The sequence below is a fragment of the Pseudarthrobacter kochi genome (genome assembly GCF_055412805.1).
This window is the reverse complement of sequence record NZ_JBVAYV010000024.1, coordinates 1-18,805: the sequence shown is the minus strand read 5'-3', so window position 1 is coordinate 18,805 and position 18,805 is coordinate 1. Positions and strand designations below refer to the sequence as shown.

The following is an 18,805-nucleotide window of genomic DNA, read 5'->3' as shown; positions in this document are numbered from 1 at the left end:
TGTGATGGGGGTTACTCAACGACAACAGTATGCAAGTCCGATTGCATTAGATAAAGTGAATTCTCCTAATCAATAACCATTAGAATTCACAAAGGAATACCGATGCTGGATGTCCGGCGGTTGCGCCTGCTGCGCGAACTGAAGATCCGGGGCACCCTGGCCGAGGTCGCGGAGGCGCTCCAGTACAGCCCGTCGTCGGTCTCGCAGCAGCTGGCCCTCCTGGAGAAGGAAGCCGGCGTCGAACTGCTCCGCAAGACCGGACGCCGGGTCCAGCTCACCCCGCAGGCCGAGGTTCTGGTGGCCCACACGGCACAGCTCCTGGAGACCTTGGAACAGGCCGAGGCGGACCTGGCAGCCTCACTGACCACCGTGACGGGAACAGTCCGCATTGCCGTGTTCCAGTCCGCGGCGCTGGCCCTGATGCCCGACGCCCTCACCCGGATGTCGTCACGGTATCCCGAAGTCCGGATAGAAATGACCCAGCGGGAACCCGAAACGGCACTTCATGAGACCTGGGCCCGGGACTTCGACCTGGTGATTGCCGAGCAGTACCCCGGACACGCGGCACCCCGCTATGCCGAGCTCGACCGGCTCCGGCTCACAAGCGATGCGATCCGCCTCGCGGTTCCGCCACACGCCGCCGACCGGCCGGCCGTAACATCCCTCACCGACACCGCCGGGCTGGCCTGGGTGATGGAGCCCCGTGGGGCCGCGTCACGGCATTGGGCCGAGCAGGCCTGCCGCAGCGCCGGCTTCGAGCCCGACGTCCGCTTCGAAACCGCCGACCTGCAAGCCCAGATCCGGCTGATCGAATCCGGGAACGCCGTGGCCCTCATGCCGGACCTCGTCTGGACCGGAAGAGGCACAACGTCGCAACTGATCACCCTGCCGGGCGATCCGCACCGGACCATCTTTACCTCGGTGCGGCACTCCAGCACCAAGCGCCCGGCCATCCTGGCTGCCCGGGAGATCCTGGCCGAGACGGCCGCGTCCATCCCGCCCGCCGGCCCGTAAACGGCCGGACGTTGTTGTCAGGCGTTGTTGGCTGGCTCACAGCGTTTGCGGCGCCCCGGCGCTAGACTGGTGCCGTTATGAATCGCACAATATTCAAGTCCAAAATCCACCGCGCCACGGTCACGCACGCGGACCTCCACTATGTCGGTTCGGTCACCGTGGACCTGGATCTGCTGGAAGCGGCCGACATCCTTCCCGGCGAACTGGTGTCCATTGTCGACGTCACCAACGGCGCCCGGCTGGAGACGTACACGATTGCCGGCGAACGCGGTTCCGGGGTGATCGGGATCAACGGCGCCGCTGCGCACCTTATGCACGAGAACGACATCATCATTCTGATCACCTACGCCCAGATGACCACGGAGGAAGCCAGGGCCTACAGCCCCAAGGTGGTCCATGTGGATAACGACAACAAAATTGTCCAGATCGGCAACGACCCCGCGGAGGGCCATACCCCCGGAATCATGCGCCCCCCGTACGCGCTGAACAACGCCACGCTGAACTGACGACCGGATCCAGCCTGCCTACTTCCGCCGTAACAGGCGCCCGGCGTAAATAGAGCTGATTATTCTGGGAGGGTGACTGCCACCCATTCCCCGCCCCCGGCGCTGGGGACCGCCGCATGCTAGGCGTTCTCGCCGGGTTCTTCGTGGTCTGGTGCATCATTCTGGTGGGCACGTTTGTCGGCCGGCTCGGCATTCTGGGCGAGAACGCCCGCTCCGTGCTCAGCGCCCTGACCTTCTTCGTCGCCAGTCCGGCGCTGCTGTTCGAAACGCTCAGCAAGGCCAAACTCCACAACGTCTTCGCCGCACCCCTGCTGGTCACGGCTGCCGGGGCGATCGCGACGGCGGCGCTGTTCTTCGTCATCGTCCGTTTCCTGCTCAAACGCTCGGTTCCGGAATCCCTCATGTCCTCCATGGGCGCGTCGCTGGCCAATTCCGCCAACCTGGGCATCCCCATTGCCGTTTTCGTCCTCGGCGACGCAAGCTACGTGGCTCCGCTGCTGATCTTCCAGCTGGCCTTCTTCACGCCGCTGTTCCTGATGGCCCTCGACGCCACCACGAGCAAACACCGGACCACCCCGCTGGGCTTCGGTCTGATGATCCTGCGGAACCCCATGATCGTGGGCTCCGGGCTCGGTCTCCTCGTAGCGGGCACGGGCTGGACGGTTCCCGAGCTCGTGATGCAGCCCATCCACCTCATTGGCGGCGCCGCGATTCCGGCCATGCTGATCGCCTTTGGCATGAGTCTCAACGGCTCCCGGCCGCTGCAGGCCTCGGCCAACCGCCGCCTCGACACCGTGCTGGCGAGCGGCTTCAAGCTCATCGTCCACCCGGCGCTGGCCTATGTTTTCGCACGTTTCGTCCTCGGCATGGCGGACCAGGCGCTCTTCGCCGTGGTGGTCACCTCGGCGCTGCCCACGGCGCAGAACGTGTTCGTTGTCGCCACCCGCTACCAGACCGGCCTCACCGTCGCGAAGGACACCGTGCTCATCACCACCATCGTTGCCGTGCCGGCCATGATCTGCGTGGCCCTGCTCCTCGCCTGACAGCCAGCCGCGACCGGCGATCCGCCGGTCCCGGCTCCAACACCATCCGGAGGACCTCTTGAAGACCAGCCTGGATACCGTCGTCATCGGTGGCGGGGCCATGGGCTCTGCGGCCACCTGGGCCCTGGCAGAGGCCGTCCGGCTGTGGGACGAACTGGAAACGGACAGCGGCGAGCGCCTCCTGGCGCGCACCGGCGTCGTCAACCACGGAACGGATCCCCGGCTGGGCGAGGTGCAGGCCGTGGTCACCGCCGGGGCCTGGACCGCCAAACTGCTCGGTGCCGCGGCGGCGCTCCCCCGGCTCACCGTCACGCAGGAATAGCCGGCGCACTTCGCCATTGCGGACGAGGGCGCGATCTGGCCCGGCTTCAACCATGTCCCGGGCCACGGCGCGGACTTCGCGGACTGGTACTCACCGGTCTACGGCATGCAGACCCCCGGCGCGGGGTTCTCCGGCCACGGGTTCAAATTCACGCCGGTCGTCGGGCGGATCCTCGCCGACCTCGCGACCGGGGAGGGCCCGGCCCCGGCGATCTTCTCGGCGTCCCGCCCGCGGGTCCGCTGACCATCGCCACCCGAAAGCAACGCAGGCGCCGGTAGGCTGGGACCGGCCTTAACACGGTCTGCCGATACCGGGGCAACAGCACGAAGCGGGGACAAATTGCACACCGTCACACCACGCGGGACCACCAGGTCCGGCGCCGTCGACTGGATCACTGCCGGGCTGGCAGGGCTGCTGCTCATCTCCGCCACGGCCTGCGCCGGCCCCGGAACCACGCCGCCTGCCGCCCCGGCCCCCGCCGCGAGCTCCGCCGCCAGTAACGCCGCATCCGCCGCCCCGACCGCCGAAAGCCCCGCGCCTGCCCCCGGGGCCGTTCCGCCGGACCCCGGCACCGCCGGCAAGGCCGTCGACGTGCTGGCCACGATCCCGGTCAAGGGCCGGGCGCCTAAAACGGGTTACTCGCGCGAACAGTTCGGCCAGGCCTGGGCCGACGTCGACCGCAACGGCTGCGACACCCGCAACGACGTGCTCCGCCGGGACCTGACCGCCCTCGCCCTCAAGCCCGGCACCGGGGACTGCGTTGTCCTCTCCGGCATCCTGAACGACCCATACACGGCGGCGCTGATCAACTTCCTCCGCGGCAACAGCACCAGCTCCGCCGTGCAGATCGACCATGTGGTGGCCCTCAGCGATGCCTGGCAGAAAGGCGCCCAGCAGCTCACCGCGGCCCAGCGGCTCGCCCTCGCCAACGATCCGCTGAACCTGCTCGCGGTGGACGGCCCCAGCAACCAGCAAAAGAGCGACGGCGACGCCGCCACCTGGCTGCCGCCGAACAAGTCATACCGCTGCGACTACGTCGCCCGCCAGATCTCGGTCAAGTCCAGCTACGGGCTGTGGGTCACCCAGGCAGAGCACGATGCGATGGCGCGGATCCTTGCCGGCTGCCCGGACACAACAACCCCCGGCAACCAGGGAACCTTGGCCCCGGCAGCACAGGTTCCTGCCGCCCCGGCGGACCCGGCCCCGGCAGCACCGGCGCCCGCTGCGGCCTACTATGCGAACTGCGCCGCAGCCCGGGCCGCCGGAGCCGCACCGCTGCGGGCGGGCCAGCCCGGCTACCGCGAGCAGATGGACGGCGACCGCGACGGCGTCGCCTGCGAATAGGGAGCCGGGCCCTGCGGACTTAGTTCTTCGGCAGCGCGTCCAGCAGCCGCGCGCAGCGGATGAACCCCAGGTGCGAGTACGCCTGCGGATGGTTGCCCAAGTGCGTTTCGGTGCCCGGGTCGTATTCCTCCGGCAGCAGCCCGGTGGGCCCGAACAGGTTGACCAGCTGGTCGAACAGGTCCCAGGCCTCCTCGATCCGCCCCACCGCCACGTAGGCCTCGATCAGCCAGGTGGTGCAGATGTGGAAGCCACCCTCCAGGCCCGGCAGGCCGTCGTCGTACCGGTAGCGGAACACGGTGGGACCCACGCGCAGTTCACGTTCCACCGCCGTGACCGTGTCCAGGAAGCGCTGGTCGGCGACGTCAAGGAGGCCGGACAGCCCGATGTGCAGCACCGCGGCGTCCAGGTCCGGGCTGTCGTAGGCCACGGTGTAGGACGCGGCGCTCTCATCCCAACCCTCGCGCAGGACTTCCTCCCGAATGACTGCCGCCGTCGGCTCCCATTCGGGAAGCGGCGTCCGGCCGTGCCGGGCGGCGGTGCGCAGGGCCCGGTCCAGCGCCACCCAGCACATCACCTTGGTGTAGATGTGGTGCCGGGGAGCCCGCCGGGCTTCCCAGATCCCGTGGTCCGCCTCGTGCCAGCGGGCCAGGACGGCGGCGGCCATCTGGACCATCAGCTCCCAGTGGGCGTCGGCCAGCGCCCCCTGCCGGGCGCTCAGGGCGTCGATGAGCTCGGCGATCGGCCCGAAAACGTCCAGTTGCACCTGGTGGTCCGCGGCGTTGCCGATCCGTACGGGCCGGGAGCCCGCGTACCCGGGGAGGCTTTCGATGATGGCCTCGGTGGACAGCGGGGCCCCGGTAACTGAATAGAGCGGGTGCAGCCATTCCGGGCCCGGGGCGTGGGTGAGAATCCGGCCCAGCCACGCCAGGAAACCCTCCGCTTCGGAGGTCGAGCCGAGGTCCACGAGCGCGTTGACCGTCATGGAACCGTCCCGCAGCCAGCAGTACCGGTAGTCCCAGTTCCGGGTGCCGCCGATCCCCTCCGGCAGCGACGTGGTCGGCGCGGCCAGCACCGCGCCGGTGGGCTCATGGACCAGGGCGCGGAGCACCAGCGCGGACCGCCGGACCAGGGAGGGTTTCACCGCGGGCAGATGGAGTGCCTGCACCCAGCGCCGGGAATGATGCGCGACGGCGGCGCGGCGCGAGTTTTCCTCGGGCGGCTCCGCGCGCTGGGGTTCCGTGTCGCCGCAGCGCAGGTTCAGCACCACCGGGCCGTGCCGCAGCCCGACGTCGGCCGTGGCCGTGGCATGGCGGCCGTCCGACGTAATCGTGAAGCTGACGCCGGGGGCGAGCAGGATGATCGGGTCCGCGGTCCCCACGACGTGCAGCTCGGCACCGCGGGCCTCCATGCTGAAGGGCGCGTTCGCGTAGTCCGGGCGGGGGGCAAAGACAATCCTTGCCGTTCCGGTGCCCGAGAGCACCCGGACCAGGCTGGTTACGCCTTCCGGCGCCGGTTCCAGGTAGTCAGTGACGGTGACGTCGGCCCAGCGGGTTTCCACGATCATGGTGCTGTCCACATAGCGCTGGCCCAGGACCTGCGAGGCCTTCACCGGTTCCACCGAGAAATGCCCGGCCGCGTCGCCGCCGAGCAGATGCGCGAAGAGGGATCCGGAGTCCGGCAGCGGATGGCTCATCCAGCAGATCCTGGCATCCGGGGTGATGAGGGCCGTGGAGGAGCCATTGCCGATCATGGAATGCCGCTCCAGCCCGACTGCGTCCTCCCCGAACAGCCAGGCCCGCCGCAGTTCAAAGAGAATCGCCAGCACCCGGGCGAAGGACTCGGGGTCCCGCAGCCGGTGCGCGGCCAGAGTCGGGCCCTCCCCCACGCGCAGGGCCATGTCCGGCCCGCGCAGAGTGGCCATCGCCAGCTCATCGCTGGCAGCATCCCCCGCGTAAAGGGCTGCGCTGACGCCGAGCATGGAGCGCAAATGTTCCAGGGCGCCGGCCTTGGCCGGCTCCACCACGGACAGGTCCAGGACCGAGCCGTCCACAATGAAGTGCAGCCCGTGGGCCCGGGCGATTTCCTCCGCCTGCTGCGTGGCCAGCGCCGCGACGTCGGGAGCGGCCGGGCGGGTGTGCACGGACACGGCGACGGGCTTCCGCTCGATGGTGATGCCACGGTAGGCGCCCACAGTTTCGGCGAGCGCCTGGCTGGCCTGCTGCAGGACCGATTCGGTGGCGAGGGACAGGCCGTGGGCGTAGCCCATATCGAATTCCGCGCCGTGCGAGCCGACCAGGTGCACTTCGGCGGGAAGGCGGGAGACGGCGGCCAGGTCACGCAGGGAACGCCCCGAGATGACGGCAGCGTGGGTGTTGGGGAGGGCGGCCAGCGCCCGGAGGGCAATCGCGGCGCTGCCCAGCGGCAGGGTCTCAGTGGAGATGCCTTCCGCAGCGCACAGGGTTCCGCCGTAGTTGCAGGCCACCAGCAGCCCCGGGGTGCGGGCCAGGATCTTGAGCTCCGCCAGCAGCTGCGGCGTCAGCCCTTCGTCGGCGGCGTTGGTCTGCACGAAAGCCCGGAGCAGGCCCAGCGGGAGGGACTTCGTCAGGAGGGCAGAGTCGGCCAGGGACTGGTTGAGTGGAGTGGGCATGCGCGGAGTCCTTAGATTAGTCCCCAATGCCTGCGTGAGACCACCGGAAAGGGTGTACTCCCAGTGTCCTCCGGCCCGATTTCCCGGGGGTGTCCCGGCTGTTGCAGGTGTGTAACATCCGCAACCGCCGGGGCCCTGCGGGGGCGCAGTTCGCCGCTGTGGGCCGCTGTGTGGCCCCGGCGCCTACACCCGCACGAGTCCGGCGACGTCGGCCAGCAGCTGCACCGAGCGCAACCGGGCCCCGGTGCCGGTGCTCTGGTGCGCGACGATGAGCTCGTCGGCGTCGGCGTGGGCCGTGAATCCGTCCAGGTATTCCAGCACGGCGTCCGGGGTGCCCACGGCGGAATACTTCATCATCTGGGCCACGTGCTGGCCCTGCGGGGAGTCCAGGATCATGTCCGCCTCGTCGTCGCTGAACTCGCGGCCGTTGCCGAAGAACAGCGAGACGCGGGCGCGTTTGGTGGCCTGGAACATCTCCTGCGCCTCGACCGCGGAATCCGCCGCGATCACGTTGACGCCGGCGATCACGTGCGGGGCATCCAGCTGCGCGGAGGGCTGGAAGTCGCGGCGGTAGACGGCGACGGCGTCCCGGAGTGCGTTCGGCGCAAAGTGCGAGGCGAAGGCGTACGGCAGGCCCAGCTGCGCAGCGAGCTTGGCCCCGAACAGCGAGGATCCCAGGATGTACAGGGGAACATTGGTGCCCTTGCCCGGGGTAGCCTCCACGCCTTGGATGCGGGTGGGACCGGTCAGGTAGCCCTGGAGTTCCAGCACGTCCTGCGGGAAGCTGTCCGAGGACATCGGGTCGCGCCGCAGGGCACGCAGCGTGTTCTGGTCGCTGCCGGGCGCGCGGCCCAGACCGAGGTCGATCCGGCCCGGGTGCAGGGTCTCGAGCGTGCCGAACTGCTCGGCGATGGTCAGCGGGGAGTGGTTGGGCAGCATCACGCCGCCGGCGCCGAGCCGGATGCTCTCGGTCTGCGCGGCGATGTGTGCGATGAGCACGCTGGTGGCCGACGAGGCGATGGCGGACATGTTGTGGTGCTCGGCGTACCAGACGCGCCGGTAGCCCAGCTTCTCGGCGAGCTGCGCCATGGCCACGCTTCCCGCGAAGCTTTCTGCCGCCGTCTGGCCCTTGCCGATGGTTGCCAGGTCAAGGATGGAGAGCGGAACAGTCACGGAAAAGCCGGCCTTTCGTAGCGGGGAAGTCTCAGGCGCCGCGCCGGGTTCTGGCACGGGCACACTGTGGACAACGACGCCGGGCTCCGGGATATTTCTGCCGCGGCAGTGCCGCTGCCATTCGTTTTCCGCGCTTGGGGTCAGGGGCACGAATAGTTGTAGTCCAGCCCGCCGGAGATGTACTGCGTCAGGGCCACGCGGCTGCCCGGGGTGAGCGCCAGCGAGGAGCAGTTGGACTTGGCGCTCGTGAGGGACCGCGCACCCGCGAGCCAGCTGGGCAAGCCCGCGAGTGGGCTGCTTGCCGGGACCGTCCCGGCAATCTGGCTCCACTGGTAGGCGGTGGAATAGAGGCCGACCTTGGCGTTGATGCTTTTGAAGTAGGCGGCCATTCCTTCCAGGTCGGCCACGTTTGCGGCCTTGTCCGGTTGCCAGCTGTTTCCGGTCTCGACGTCCAGCCACCACAAGTAATTCTGCGGGTTGTCGACGCCGCGGATCGTGGCGTCGTCGTAGGCCTTCGCGTAGCCGTACATGTAGGAGCAGGCTTTGAAATCGTCCGTGCCGCTGCCACAGACGCCATAGGGGTTGACCACATCTTTGCCGTCATAGTGGTTCGAACTGGGCCACCACGAACCCTGAAGTCCCGGGTTGGCCGTGTTGACGTACAGCGCCACCCGCGGCTGGGCGGTGAGCGCCGGGGTCGGGGCGGTGTTTGCCCAGGCCAGTTGCGCGGCCAGGCACGGGTTGGTGGTGTTGGCGAGGCCGTTGTTCACCCCGACGATCGCGAATGCCGGCTGTTTGGGGAGGGTCTTCCCGCACTGGGGCCAGGAAACGTCAATGCCGGTGGGCTCGGAAGTGCGGGGCGGGGCGGCGCCGGCCGGCCCTCCGCCCAGCAGGACCAGCCCAAGTGTGATGGCGGCGGACGCAAGCTTCGTCAGTACCCGGATAGCCATGCCCCAGCTTACGTCCGGCTCCGCCCGGGAGCGGGAAACCCGCCGGGCGGGTCGGCCAGCGGGTCGGGCGAACGGAATACTCAGCTGGCTTAGGGAGTTGCCGCATCTATGAGCCATGACAACTCACAGCATCCCGAATCATCCGCCACGATCGATCTCAAGGACCTGGGCACTGTCCACCGTCTGGGGTTCGGCGCCATGCGCATTGTCGGGGACGGCGTCTGGGGCGAGCCGGCAGACCGCAAGGCCGCCATCGCCGTCGTCCGTCGCGCGGTGGAACTCGGCGTCGACTTCATCGACACCGCAGATTCCTACGGCCCGAACATCAGCGAGGAGATCCTGGCCGAGGCGCTGCATCCCTACACCGAGGGGCTGCGGATCGCCACAAAGGTCGGTTTCACCCGCACCGGCCCGCACGAGTGGGTGCCCCTGGGCCGGGCCGAATACCTCCGGCAGCAGACTGAACTGAGCCTGCGCAAGCTCAAGGTTGACGCGCTCGACCTGCTCCAACTGCACCGGATCGACCCCAAGGTGGATCCGGAGGAACAGTTCACTGTTCTCCGCGACCTGCAGAAGGAGGGAAAGGTGAAGGCACTGGGCCTGTCCCAGGTCAGCGTTGCCGAGCTTGAGGAAGCCGGGAAGTACTTCACCGTTTCCACCGTGCAGAACCGTTACAACCTGACCGACCGCAGCTCCGAGGACGTGCTCAACTACGCCGAGGAGAACGGAATCGGTTTTATCCCCTGGGCGCCGATCTCCGCCGGTGAACTGGCGCAGCCCGGCGGCCTGCTGGATGAGGCCGCAAGGCGTCTCGGTGCCACCACGTCGCAGGTGGCCCTCGCCTGGCTGCTGCGCCGCTCCCCCGTCATGATGCCCATTCCGGGCACGGGTTCGGTCAAGCACCTCGAAGAAAACCTGGCCGCCGCCGGCGTCGTCCTCGATGACGCCACGTATGCCGAACTCGAAACCGCACGCTAAGCCCACTTAATTTCAGCGCCGGCGCGTGTGCGCCGGCAGAACAGGAGCACAACATGGCTAACATTCTGATGGTCGTCTCGGCCGCCGATTCCCTCACGATGCGGGACGGCAGCGAGCACCCCACCGGTTACTGGGCCGAGGAAGTGGTGGTTTCCCACCAGACCCTCCTCGGCGCCGGGCACGCCGTCCACATCGCCACGCCCGGCGGCGCGAAGCCCACGGTGGACGAGGTCAGCCTTGCGGCCGAGTCCGCCGGCGGCCAGGACCGCTCCGATGCCTTCCGCAAGTACCTCTCCGACATCGACGCCGAGCTGTCCGCGCCGCTGGTGCTGGCCGACGTCGAGCTCTCCGGCTACGACGCGATCGTGATGCCCGGTGGCCATGGCCCGATGACCGACCTCTACCAGGACGCGGACCTCGGCAGGCTCCTGGTTGCGGCTAACACGGCCGGCAAAGTCATCGCACCGTTCTGCCACGGCCCGGCCGGCCTGTTGAGCGCCACGGACGACGCCGGGCAGTTCGCCTTCGCGGGCCGCCGCCTCACCGTTTTCACCAATGAGGAGGAACTGGGCGGCGGCACCGGCCCGAACACGCCGTGGTTCGTCGAGGACGTCCTGAAGGATAAGGGCGCAGTGATCGAGAACTCCGCCGCTTGGAGCTCCCACGTGGTGCGCGACGGCAACCTGATCAGCGGCCAGAACCCGCAGTCCAGTGCCGCCGTGGCGAAGGAAGTCCTCAAGGCCCTCGCCGACTAACAGGGCCAAAAGGCCGCGCCCCCTGGCAACGCCCTTAGCCGGGTCCGGCGACGCCGGACCCGGCTAAGCTGTCCGCATGGCCATCAAATCCACTGCAGACAAAGTCGCCACCATCCAGAAGGGGTACGCGCTGGAGGGTCCCGTCATCGAGCTCGGCGCCGCGATTATCGACGGCGAACTCCACAAGGAAGCCCCCGTCCGGCTCCCCCTGGCGATGATGAACCGGCACGGGCTGGTGGCCGGGGCAACCGGCACCGGCAAAACCGTCACCCTGCACATGATGGCGGAGCAGCTCTCAGCCGCCGGGGTCCCGGTGTTCCTGGCGGACATCAAGGGAGACCTCTCCGGTCTGGCGACGGCGGCCACCGGGAGCGAGAAACTGATGGCTCGCACAGACGGTATCGGCCAGTCCTGGTCCGGCAAAACGTTCCCGGTGGAGTTCCTGGCCCTGGGCGGCGACGGCAACGGCATCCCGGTCCGCGCCACCATCACGTCCTTCGGCCCCATCCTGCTCTCCCGCATCATGGAGCTCAACGACACGCAGGAATCGAGCCTGCAGCTGGTCTTCCATTTCGCGGACAAGAACAACCTCGAACTGATCGACCTGAAGGACCTGCGCGCCGTCATCCAGTTCCTCACCTCCGCGGAAGGCAAGGACGAGCTCGAGGAACTCGGCGGGCTGTCGAAGTCGACCGCCGGGGTGATCCTCCGCGAGCTCATCACGCTTGAGGCGCAGGGCATGGAGAAGTTCTTCGGCGAGCCCGAGTTCGACACCGCCGAACTGCTGCGCACCGCCCCGGACGGGCGCGGCGTCATCACCTGCCTGGAGCTCCCCACGCTGCAGACCAAGCCCATGCTGTTCTCCACCTTCCTGATGTGGCTGCTGGCCGACTTGTTCGAAGACCTGCCTGAGGCCGGCGACCTGGACAAACCCAAGCTGGTATTTTTCCTGGACGAGGCCCATCTGCTGTTCAACGGTGCCTCGAAGGCATTCCTGGACGCCATCACCACCACTGTGCGGCTGATCCGGTCCAAGGGCGTCGGCATCTTCTTCGTCACCCAGACCCCCAAGGATGTTCCCGCCGAGGTCCTGGGGCAGCTCGCCAACCGGGTGCAGCACGCCCTCCGCGCCTACACGCCGGAGGATGCCAAGGCGCTCAAGGCCACCGTCTCCACCTTCCCGATGAGCGACTACGACCTTGAGGAAACCCTCACCTCCGCCGGGATCGGGGAGGCGGTCATCACCGTCATGAACGAGAAAGGCGCCCCGACGCCGGTGGCGCTCACCCGGCTGCGCGCGCCGGAATCCGTCATGGGTCCCAGCGCCGACGCCCTGATCTCCAGCACTGTGGCCGGCTCGGCGCTGCTGCCCAAGTACGGCACCGCCGTCGACAACGTCTCCGCCTACGAGAAGATCTCCGGGAAGGCCGCGGCAGACACCGGCGCGGCAGCTCCTTCTCCTGCTCCGGCCCCCGGCGGCGGAACCTCCGACGTCGACGCCGAAGCCCGGCGGATCGAGGAGGAAATCCTGGGCCGCCCCAGCAGCCGGCCCGCTCCGGCCCCCGCATCTAAAGAAACCCGGCAGACACCCCGCCAACCGGCGGACGACGGCGGAGTGGCAGGGGATCTTGCCGGAGCCCTGGGCGGGGGGCTCAAGAGCATGGCCCGCTCACTTGGGACGCAGATCGGCCGCGAACTGTTGCGCGGAGTCTTTGGTACGGCCCCCAAGCGCCGCCGCCGTTAGGCGCGGCCGCTGGGCGCGGCCGGGTTCCCCCTGAGGGGCGGGCCTTGTCACGTGGGCCGGCTGTGACAAGGGAATTCCTGTGGGCTGCAGGTAACGTAAGGTAAGTGCAAATGAGTCAGGCGTTGGTCAGGATCGCAGCCGGGTGGCTGCTGGCCCTGATGCTTGCTGTGGCCGGGGGCATCGTCGCGATCAATATCGTGAACAATTCCATCGCGAGCCCGCAGCAGCCTGTCCGGGAGTATCTCGATGCCCTGCAGAAGGGCGAAGGCGAGAAAGCCCTCGGCTTGCTGCACGCTTCCGTTCCCCAAAGCAATGCCGCCATGCTGGATGGCACGGCGCTGCAGACCGCCGCCGCACGGATCAGCGGCGTCAAGTACGGCGACGCCGAGGACCGTGGCGGCAACCAGGTGATGGTCCCGATCCACTACACGATTGACGGCAGCCAGTTGCGGACCGAATTCCTGCTGGAACGCTCCGGTACGGAGTGGCTGTTCTTCCACAAGTGGGCCATTGTTCCGGCGGCCCTACCCGTCCTGAACGTCACGGTGGTCAACGCCAACGAGGCCACCCTGAACGGCGTACCGGTGAACATGCCCAATGGCCGCAACTCCTTCGCCGTCTTCTACCCGGGCGAGTACGAGGCGTCCCTCTCCGGTGAGTACTTCGCTGCCGCGCCCACCAAGGCCACGCTGTCCGGCCGGGCCGTCCCCGTGGCCCCGCTGAATCTGATGACCGAAGCCACTGACGGGTTGAAGGACGCTGTGGGCAGCAAGGTCAAGGAGTTCCTGGACACCTGCGCCGACACTGCCGACAAGGAGCAAAAGCTCCAGCCGGACTGCCCGTTCTACCACACCACCAACAACCGCGTCGTTGACGGCACCATCGACTGGAGCATCACCGAATACCCAGCCGTCGGCATCGAGCCCTTCGGCGGACGCTGGGTGGTGGCGCCCCTGAACGGCAAAGCCCGGATCAAGGCCCAACAGGTGGACCTCTTCACCGGGGCAGTGACGGAACTCAACGCCGTCCACGACTTCAGCTTCACCACCCGCCTCGACGTCGACACCGACACCGTCAAGGTCACCCCGCTCCTGAGCTACTAGCCCCGCGGGCTCCGGCGCGGAACTGGCCCGGTTTTCAGCGCCGCCCCGCGCCACTCCGCCAACGAGGCCAGGGGCCTGATGGCCACAACCGGGCTGCTCCAGCGGAACTCAGTCCATGCCGCGCAGGTCCAGCACCAGCTCGGTGTCGCCGTCGGCCTGCAGCAGCACCGGGATGCCCCAGTCCTGCTGGTACAGGTGGCAGGCGGCGTGGTCCGGGATCTCGCCGTCCGCATCTTCCGGGCCGTCGCAGGCCGCGGCGCGGGCGGTAATGTGCAGTACGCCCTCCGGCACGTCGGAGGCCAGTTCCAGGGTGCGGAGCAGGCCCACCGAGGTCCCGCCGCCCGCCAGCAGCAGTTCCGGCGGGGTGGAGGAGATCTTCAGCTGGGTCGGGTCGCCCCAGCGGTCGTCCAGTTTCTGGCCGGTCGGCGCGGTGAAGCGGACAGTCAGTTCCAGCAGCCCGGGAGCCACGGGGCTCTTCGGCCGGTGGGTCTGGACTGCACCCTCGTCGACCTGCTGCGCTTCCTTGGGGATGGGCACATAGACCAGCTGGTGCTTGTTGGCCTCGACCACCACCAGCAGGGGCTCGGAGCCGGCCACGTGGGTGTGGTCGACAATCACGTCGGAGGGTTCTGACAGCCCGCGGGCCAGCGTGGAGACTGTGCCCGAGGCCGGGTCGTAGCGGCGGACAGCACCGTTGTAGGTGTCCGCGATCGCCACCGAGCCGTCCGGAAGGACGGTGACGCCCAGCGGGTGCTGCAGCCGCGCAACAGCTGCGGCGCCGTCGCGGAAGCCGAAGTCAAACAGGCCCTTGCCGACGGCGGACTCGACGGTGATGACGCCGTCGTCGCCGACCACGAGCTTGCGCAGGGCGGAGGTTTCGGAGTCCGCCACCCAGATGTTCCCGTCGGTGTCCTCGGCGAGGCCGGAGGACTGGGCGAACCAGGCTTCCGCTGCCGGTCCGTCCAGCAGGCCCTCGAGGCCGTTGCCGGCGACGATGGACACGGCGCCGGAGCGCGGGTCGAAGCTGAAGATCTGGTGTACCCCGGCCATGGCGACCACGACGGCGTTCAGTTTGGTGGACCAGACAACGTCCCAGGGCGAGCTGAGGGACACCTGCAGCGGGTCTGCCTCCAGCCGTGCGCCATACGAGGCGCCCTCCTCGTCCACCCGGGCCGGGCCGGTTTCCAGCAGGCGCTGCACGCCGTTGCCGGCCACCGTTCGGGTTGTTCCGTCCGCGAGGGAGAGCCCGCGGAGCCGGTGGTTCACGGAGTCGGCAATGACGACGTCGTAACCGGCGTCCGCGGCGACGTCCTCCGGGAGCAGCACCAGGCCCTGGGGTTCGTTGAAGCGGGCAGCGGCGGCATTACCGTCAGTGTGGCCCTTGTCGCCGGAACCGTATGTCGCCAGCACGGTCTGGAAGTCGGTGGCGAGCTCCACGAGGCGGTGGTGCCCGGTGTCTGTGACCAGCCAGGAGCCGGCTTCCGGAGCGCTTCCGACCCCGCGGCCGGCCGGGAGGTAGAGGGCCTTGCCGGGGAACCGCAGGGTGCCCGACGTCGGCTCCGGCGCCACATAGGGGCCGTCGCCGCGGTGCAGGGTGCCCTTGGCCTCGTGCTCGGCGATCAGCTCAGGGACCAGCACGGCCAGGCCGTCAGCGTGGCCTTCACCGGAGAGGTGGGCCACGATGTAACCCTCGGGGTCGATGACCACCAGCGTGGGCCAGGCCCGCGCCGTGTAGGCCTTCCAGGTATCCAGCTCGGGATCGTCCAGGACCGGGTGGCGGATCTCGTAACGTTCGACGGCGGCGGCCAGGGCCACCGGATCAGCCTCGTGTTCGAATTTGGGAGAGTGCACGCCGACCGTGACCAGGACGTCGGAATACTGCTGTTCGAGCGGGCGGAGTTCGTCCAGCACGTGCAGGCAGTTGATGCAGCAGAAGGTCCAGAAATCCAGGAGCACAATCTTGCCGCGCAGGGATTCCAGGTCCAGGGACTTGCCGCCGGTGTTGAGCCAGTTGCGGCCCACCAGTTCGGAGGCCCGGACCCGGAGGTGGGTGCGAACGGTTTCGGTCATGAGCGTCCTTCCAGCTTTGAGGTGCGTTCGGCAAGCCTGGCGTCACGCTCGGCCAGCTTGGCGAACATATCGTTGTAAGCAGTGAGATCGGCGTCGTTATTCCTGTCCGCCGCCCGGTCTGTGCGCTTGGACTCGCGCGCATCGGAGCGCGACCACATAACGGCGACGCCGATCGCCACCAGCAAAGTCGGCACCTCACCGATGCCCCAGGCCACGGCGCCGCCCATCTGCTGGTCCAGCAGGGCCGAGGGGCCCCAGGTCCGGCCGAGGTTGCCGAAGTAGTCCGCTGCCAGCAGCCCGGTGCCGCCCATGATCGCGACACCGAAGAAGGCATGGAAGCCCATCGTGGCGAGCAGGAGCAGGAGCCGCATGGGGTACGGCGCGCGCCGGGGCAGCGGGTCGGTGCCGATCATGGTCAGCACGAAGATGTAGCCGGTGAGGGCGAAGTGCAGGTTCATCAGCTCGTGGCCCACGTGGTCCCGCATCGCATAGCCAAACGCGTCCGAGTAGTAGAAGAGCACGATCGAACCCGCGAAGTTGGCGGCGGCGAACAGCGGGTGCGTGACGAGCTGGGAGAACTTTGAATGGATGAAGATCAGCAACCACTCGCGAGGGCCGCGGGAGCTGTCGCGCCTGGGCGCCAGCGCCCGCAGCGCCAGCGTTATGGGGGCTCCGAGGACAAGGAAGATGGGCGTCACCATCGTCAGCGCCATGTGGTCCACCATGTGCGCCGAGAACAGCACCCGGCCGTAGACCGACGGCGGTCCGGAAGTCACATAGGTCAGGACACCCAGCCCGATCACCCAGTTGACGGCCCGGAACCAGGACCAGTGGTCCCCGCGCCGGATCACCTTTCGCATACCGAGGATGTAGGCCACAAGGCCGAAGACCGCGACAGTGACCCAGAGCCAGTCCAGACGCCATTCGGTCAGCCAGCGCTCCGGGGTGAGTTCCGGCGGCAGATCGTAGCCGGAGATGATGAAGGCCGGGGAGGCGTCCGGCACAAGAGCCTCGCCCTGGGGCGGCGCCGAGCGGCCGAGCGCGACGGCGATGCCCGACGTCGCCCCCATGAGCAGTAGCTCCGCGACAACAAGCTGCCAGAGCACGCGGCGGGCGGACAGCCCGCCGCCTTGGCTGCCCAGCTGCGGGATGACCCAGCGCCGGTGCATCAGGCCGATGCCGCCGAGGACGAGGGTGGCCGCCGCTTTGGCCAGGACCAGCTGACCGTAGGACGAGCCGAAGAGGTCGTCCCAGGACGTGAGGCGGATGCTGGAGTTGATCACCCCGGAGGCGAAGACGAGCACGAAGGCGAAGCCGGCCAGGGCGGAGAAGCGCCGGAGGGTCGGCTCGGTGATGTCCGGGCGGCTGCCGCCCTTCGAGCCCGAAGCAGCGCCACCCAGCACCCCGGAGAGCAGTGCCAGCGTGATGATGCCGCCCACCCAGGCTGACACACCGACCAGGTGCAGGCCGAGCGAGTTGATGGCACCTTCGTGGTCAGCCGAGCTGGCGGAGTGGCCGATCAGCGCTGACGGGACCAGGCCGATCACGGACAGCACCAGGGTTGCCACCAGGCCGCCCAGGGAGCGGACGCCAAAGAGGGCGGTAGTGACCACGGCGGCGATGATGACAACGGCCAGCCAGGCGCGGCCACTCTCGATGTCGGTCATGAAGTACACCAGGGATCGGGTGAATTCCGGGTCCCCGGAGATCTGCTGGCCGGCAATGTCCGAGTAGCTCAGCACCAGCACGGCAACAGCTGAAAGCGTCCAGACGGCGCCCGCAGCGGCGGCGACAGCCAGCGCGCGGGTGAAGGCCGGGTGTTCCGGGAGATCCTTGGCTTTGGACCGGGAGCCGGCGAGGGAGCGGGGCAGGATTCCGACTGCGAAAATCAGGCCGCCGATCACGGTGGCCAGCGAGACGTTGTGCACGGCCTTGCTGACCGGCAGGCCCCAGCGCACCAGGGCGCCCGGGTCCGAAACCTCGCGGGCGGCTGCGGCGCCGGAGAACAGCAGCGCTGCTACCAGTCCGAGGAACAGTGCGGCAAGGCCGGCGTACAGCCAAAGCCGGGAGATCCCGGCGGTGGCCGCAACAGCTCCCCGCGCTCCCCCGGTCGGGGTAGGAGCGGCGGTGGTGGCACGGGGATTCGCTGCAGAAGGCACAGTTCCATTGTCCGCTACGCTCCGCCTGCTCACCGAATCGAGCGCTCCCCGCAGCCTGCCGGGGAACTGCTGCCGGACATGTCAATTGACGAAAAAGGAGCGGCGACCCACAGGGTCGCCGCTCCTTTCAAGCGTTCAAAGAAGACTACTTCTTCTTGGAGACCGCAGCCTTCAGCTTGGAGCCGGCGGTCAGCTTCACGCTGTGGCCTGCGGCGATCTGAATGGTCTCGCCCGTCTGCGGGTTGCGGCCGGTGCGAGCTGCACGGTCGGTGCGCTCAACTGCAAGCCAGCCCGGGATGGTGATCTTTTCGCCCGCGGCGACAGAGGTCTCGAAGACCTCGAACAGTGCATCCAGCACGGAGTTGACGGCTGCCTGGCTGGTGCCGGCCTTGCCTGCTACCTCTGCAACAAGTTCACTACGGTTCTTAGCCATTTATGTCCTCCTGGACGGTCATGATTTCTGGAGCCTGCACACGGCATGCGCACAAGCCACTGTCCGAAAACTTACCAGCTTGCCGCCGCCGAGGTGGCAAATTCCGCGTGTTTTCGGCCTTTTTTGGGGAAAAACCCGGGAATCGGCGCCTTTCGGACCAATATTTCGCCATCAGCGGACGCTCCCCCAGTTGTGGCGGCGTCCACCCCGATGCTCCCGCAGATCCTGCGTTATCCGGGGCAACGCTGTTGTGCGCTCCCCGGAGAGGAACGACGGCGGCACCCCGCCAGCGGAGGGCGCCGCGCGCAGCGGTGGGTGCGCTGGGCGTCCTGGCGAGCCTGCGGCTTCCGCGGTGGTTCCGGCATGCCTGGAAGTTCCAGCGGGATCTGCGGGAGGGTTGGACGGTAGACCGCCGGAGCTGAGGGGGTGTGTTTTTGTGAAGGGGGGTTAAATGGCTCTTCAAGGTTCCCGGGGAAACAGGTTCGTGTTGTAGCAAGCAGAGGACTCGTGGTCCTGCTGGGATGAGTGTTCCTACGCATTCAACCTGAACAGGAACCACGAGCC

Annotated in this window: 14 protein-coding genes and 1 pseudogene; 9 read left to right on the top strand and 6 right to left on the bottom strand. The window is 68.1% G+C overall.

What is annotated here, in order from left to right; genetic code table 11:
- Window positions 1-102: 102 nt before the first annotated feature.
- From ACZY0Y_RS12580 to ACZY0Y_RS12560, 5 genes and pseudogenes are all read left to right on the top strand, one after another.
- Window positions 103-1,014, top strand: a complete 912-nt coding sequence (locus ACZY0Y_RS12580) for a LysR substrate-binding domain-containing protein (RefSeq protein ID WP_463883044.1) — start codon at window positions 103-105, stop codon at window positions 1,012-1,014.
- Between the two features lie 77 nt (window positions 1,015-1,091).
- Window positions 1,092-1,520 carry an aspartate 1-decarboxylase gene (gene panD, locus ACZY0Y_RS12575; protein WP_202129166.1) on the top strand — a complete coding sequence of 143 codons (429 nt, stop codon included), beginning with the start codon at window positions 1,092-1,094 and terminating at the stop codon, window positions 1,518-1,520.
- Between the two features lie 116 nt (window positions 1,521-1,636).
- Window positions 1,637-2,563: an AEC family transporter gene (locus tag ACZY0Y_RS12570; RefSeq protein ID WP_463958294.1), complete on the top strand. Its 927-nt coding sequence runs from the start codon at window positions 1,637-1,639 to the stop codon at window positions 2,561-2,563.
- Between the two features lie 58 nt (window positions 2,564-2,621).
- Window positions 2,622-3,128 (top strand): annotated as a pseudogene (locus ACZY0Y_RS12565) (hypothetical protein).
- A 96-nt stretch (window positions 3,129-3,224) separates the two neighbouring features.
- On the top strand, window positions 3,225-4,229 hold the full coding sequence (locus tag ACZY0Y_RS12560) for a GmrSD restriction endonuclease domain-containing protein (RefSeq protein WP_463885800.1): 1,005 nt from the start codon (window positions 3,225-3,227) through the stop codon (window positions 4,227-4,229).
- A gap of 19 nt (window positions 4,230-4,248) precedes the next feature.
- Here ACZY0Y_RS12560 and ACZY0Y_RS12555 read toward each other — a convergent pair whose 3' ends face one another.
- From ACZY0Y_RS12555 to ACZY0Y_RS12545, 3 genes are all read right to left on the bottom strand, one after another.
- Entirely contained in the window at window positions 4,249-6,876 is a 2,628-nt protein-coding gene (locus ACZY0Y_RS12555) for a trehalase-like domain-containing protein (protein ID WP_463958292.1), read from the bottom strand.
- A gap of 183 nt (window positions 6,877-7,059) precedes the next feature.
- The gene (locus ACZY0Y_RS12550) at window positions 7,060-8,049 is read right to left on the bottom strand and encodes an LLM class flavin-dependent oxidoreductase (RefSeq protein ID WP_463958290.1); all 990 of its coding nucleotides are present in this window, start codon (window positions 8,047-8,049) and stop codon (window positions 7,060-7,062) included.
- Between the two features lie 140 nt (window positions 8,050-8,189).
- Window positions 8,190-8,999 carry a glycoside hydrolase family 25 domain-containing protein gene (locus tag ACZY0Y_RS12545; RefSeq protein WP_463958288.1) on the bottom strand — a complete coding sequence of 270 codons (810 nt, stop codon included), beginning with the start codon at window positions 8,997-8,999 and terminating at the stop codon, window positions 8,190-8,192.
- 108 nt (window positions 9,000-9,107) lie between these two features.
- Between ACZY0Y_RS12545 and ACZY0Y_RS12540 the strand changes: the two genes are divergently transcribed.
- From ACZY0Y_RS12540 to ACZY0Y_RS12525, 4 genes are all read left to right on the top strand, one after another.
- Window positions 9,108-9,977 carry an aldo/keto reductase gene (locus ACZY0Y_RS12540; protein WP_463958286.1) on the top strand — a complete coding sequence of 290 codons (870 nt, stop codon included), beginning with the start codon at window positions 9,108-9,110 and terminating at the stop codon, window positions 9,975-9,977.
- A 53-nt stretch (window positions 9,978-10,030) separates the two neighbouring features.
- The gene (locus ACZY0Y_RS12535; RefSeq protein ID WP_463958284.1) at window positions 10,031-10,732 is read left to right on the top strand and encodes a type 1 glutamine amidotransferase domain-containing protein; all 702 of its coding nucleotides are present in this window, start codon (window positions 10,031-10,033) and stop codon (window positions 10,730-10,732) included.
- A gap of 76 nt (window positions 10,733-10,808) precedes the next feature.
- On the top strand, window positions 10,809-12,476 hold the full coding sequence (locus ACZY0Y_RS12530) for a helicase HerA-like domain-containing protein (RefSeq protein WP_463958283.1): 1,668 nt from the start codon (window positions 10,809-10,811) through the stop codon (window positions 12,474-12,476).
- Window positions 12,477-12,586: 110 nt separating this feature from the next.
- Window positions 12,587-13,579, top strand: coding sequence for a hypothetical protein (locus ACZY0Y_RS12525; RefSeq protein ID WP_463958281.1), 993 nt, complete (start codon window positions 12,587-12,589; stop codon window positions 13,577-13,579).
- A gap of 108 nt (window positions 13,580-13,687) precedes the next feature.
- On the opposite strand, the gene ACZY0Y_RS12520 is transcribed toward ACZY0Y_RS12525, so the two are convergent.
- From ACZY0Y_RS12520 to ACZY0Y_RS12510, 3 genes are all read right to left on the bottom strand, one after another.
- On the bottom strand, window positions 13,688-15,649 hold the full coding sequence (locus ACZY0Y_RS12520; protein WP_463885786.1) for an NHL domain-containing thioredoxin family protein: 1,962 nt from the start codon (window positions 15,647-15,649) through the stop codon (window positions 13,688-13,690).
- Window positions 15,646-17,808, bottom strand: coding sequence for a bifunctional copper resistance protein CopD/cytochrome c oxidase assembly protein (locus ACZY0Y_RS12515; protein WP_463885785.1), 2,163 nt, complete (start codon window positions 17,806-17,808; stop codon window positions 15,646-15,648). The genes ACZY0Y_RS12520 and ACZY0Y_RS12515 overlap by 4 nt, the downstream gene beginning before the upstream one ends.
- A gap of 145 nt (window positions 17,809-17,953) precedes the next feature.
- Window positions 17,954-18,241: an HU family DNA-binding protein gene (locus ACZY0Y_RS12510; RefSeq protein WP_024367639.1), complete on the bottom strand. Its 288-nt coding sequence runs from the start codon at window positions 18,239-18,241 to the stop codon at window positions 17,954-17,956.
- Between the last annotated feature and the right edge of the window lie 564 nt (window positions 18,242-18,805).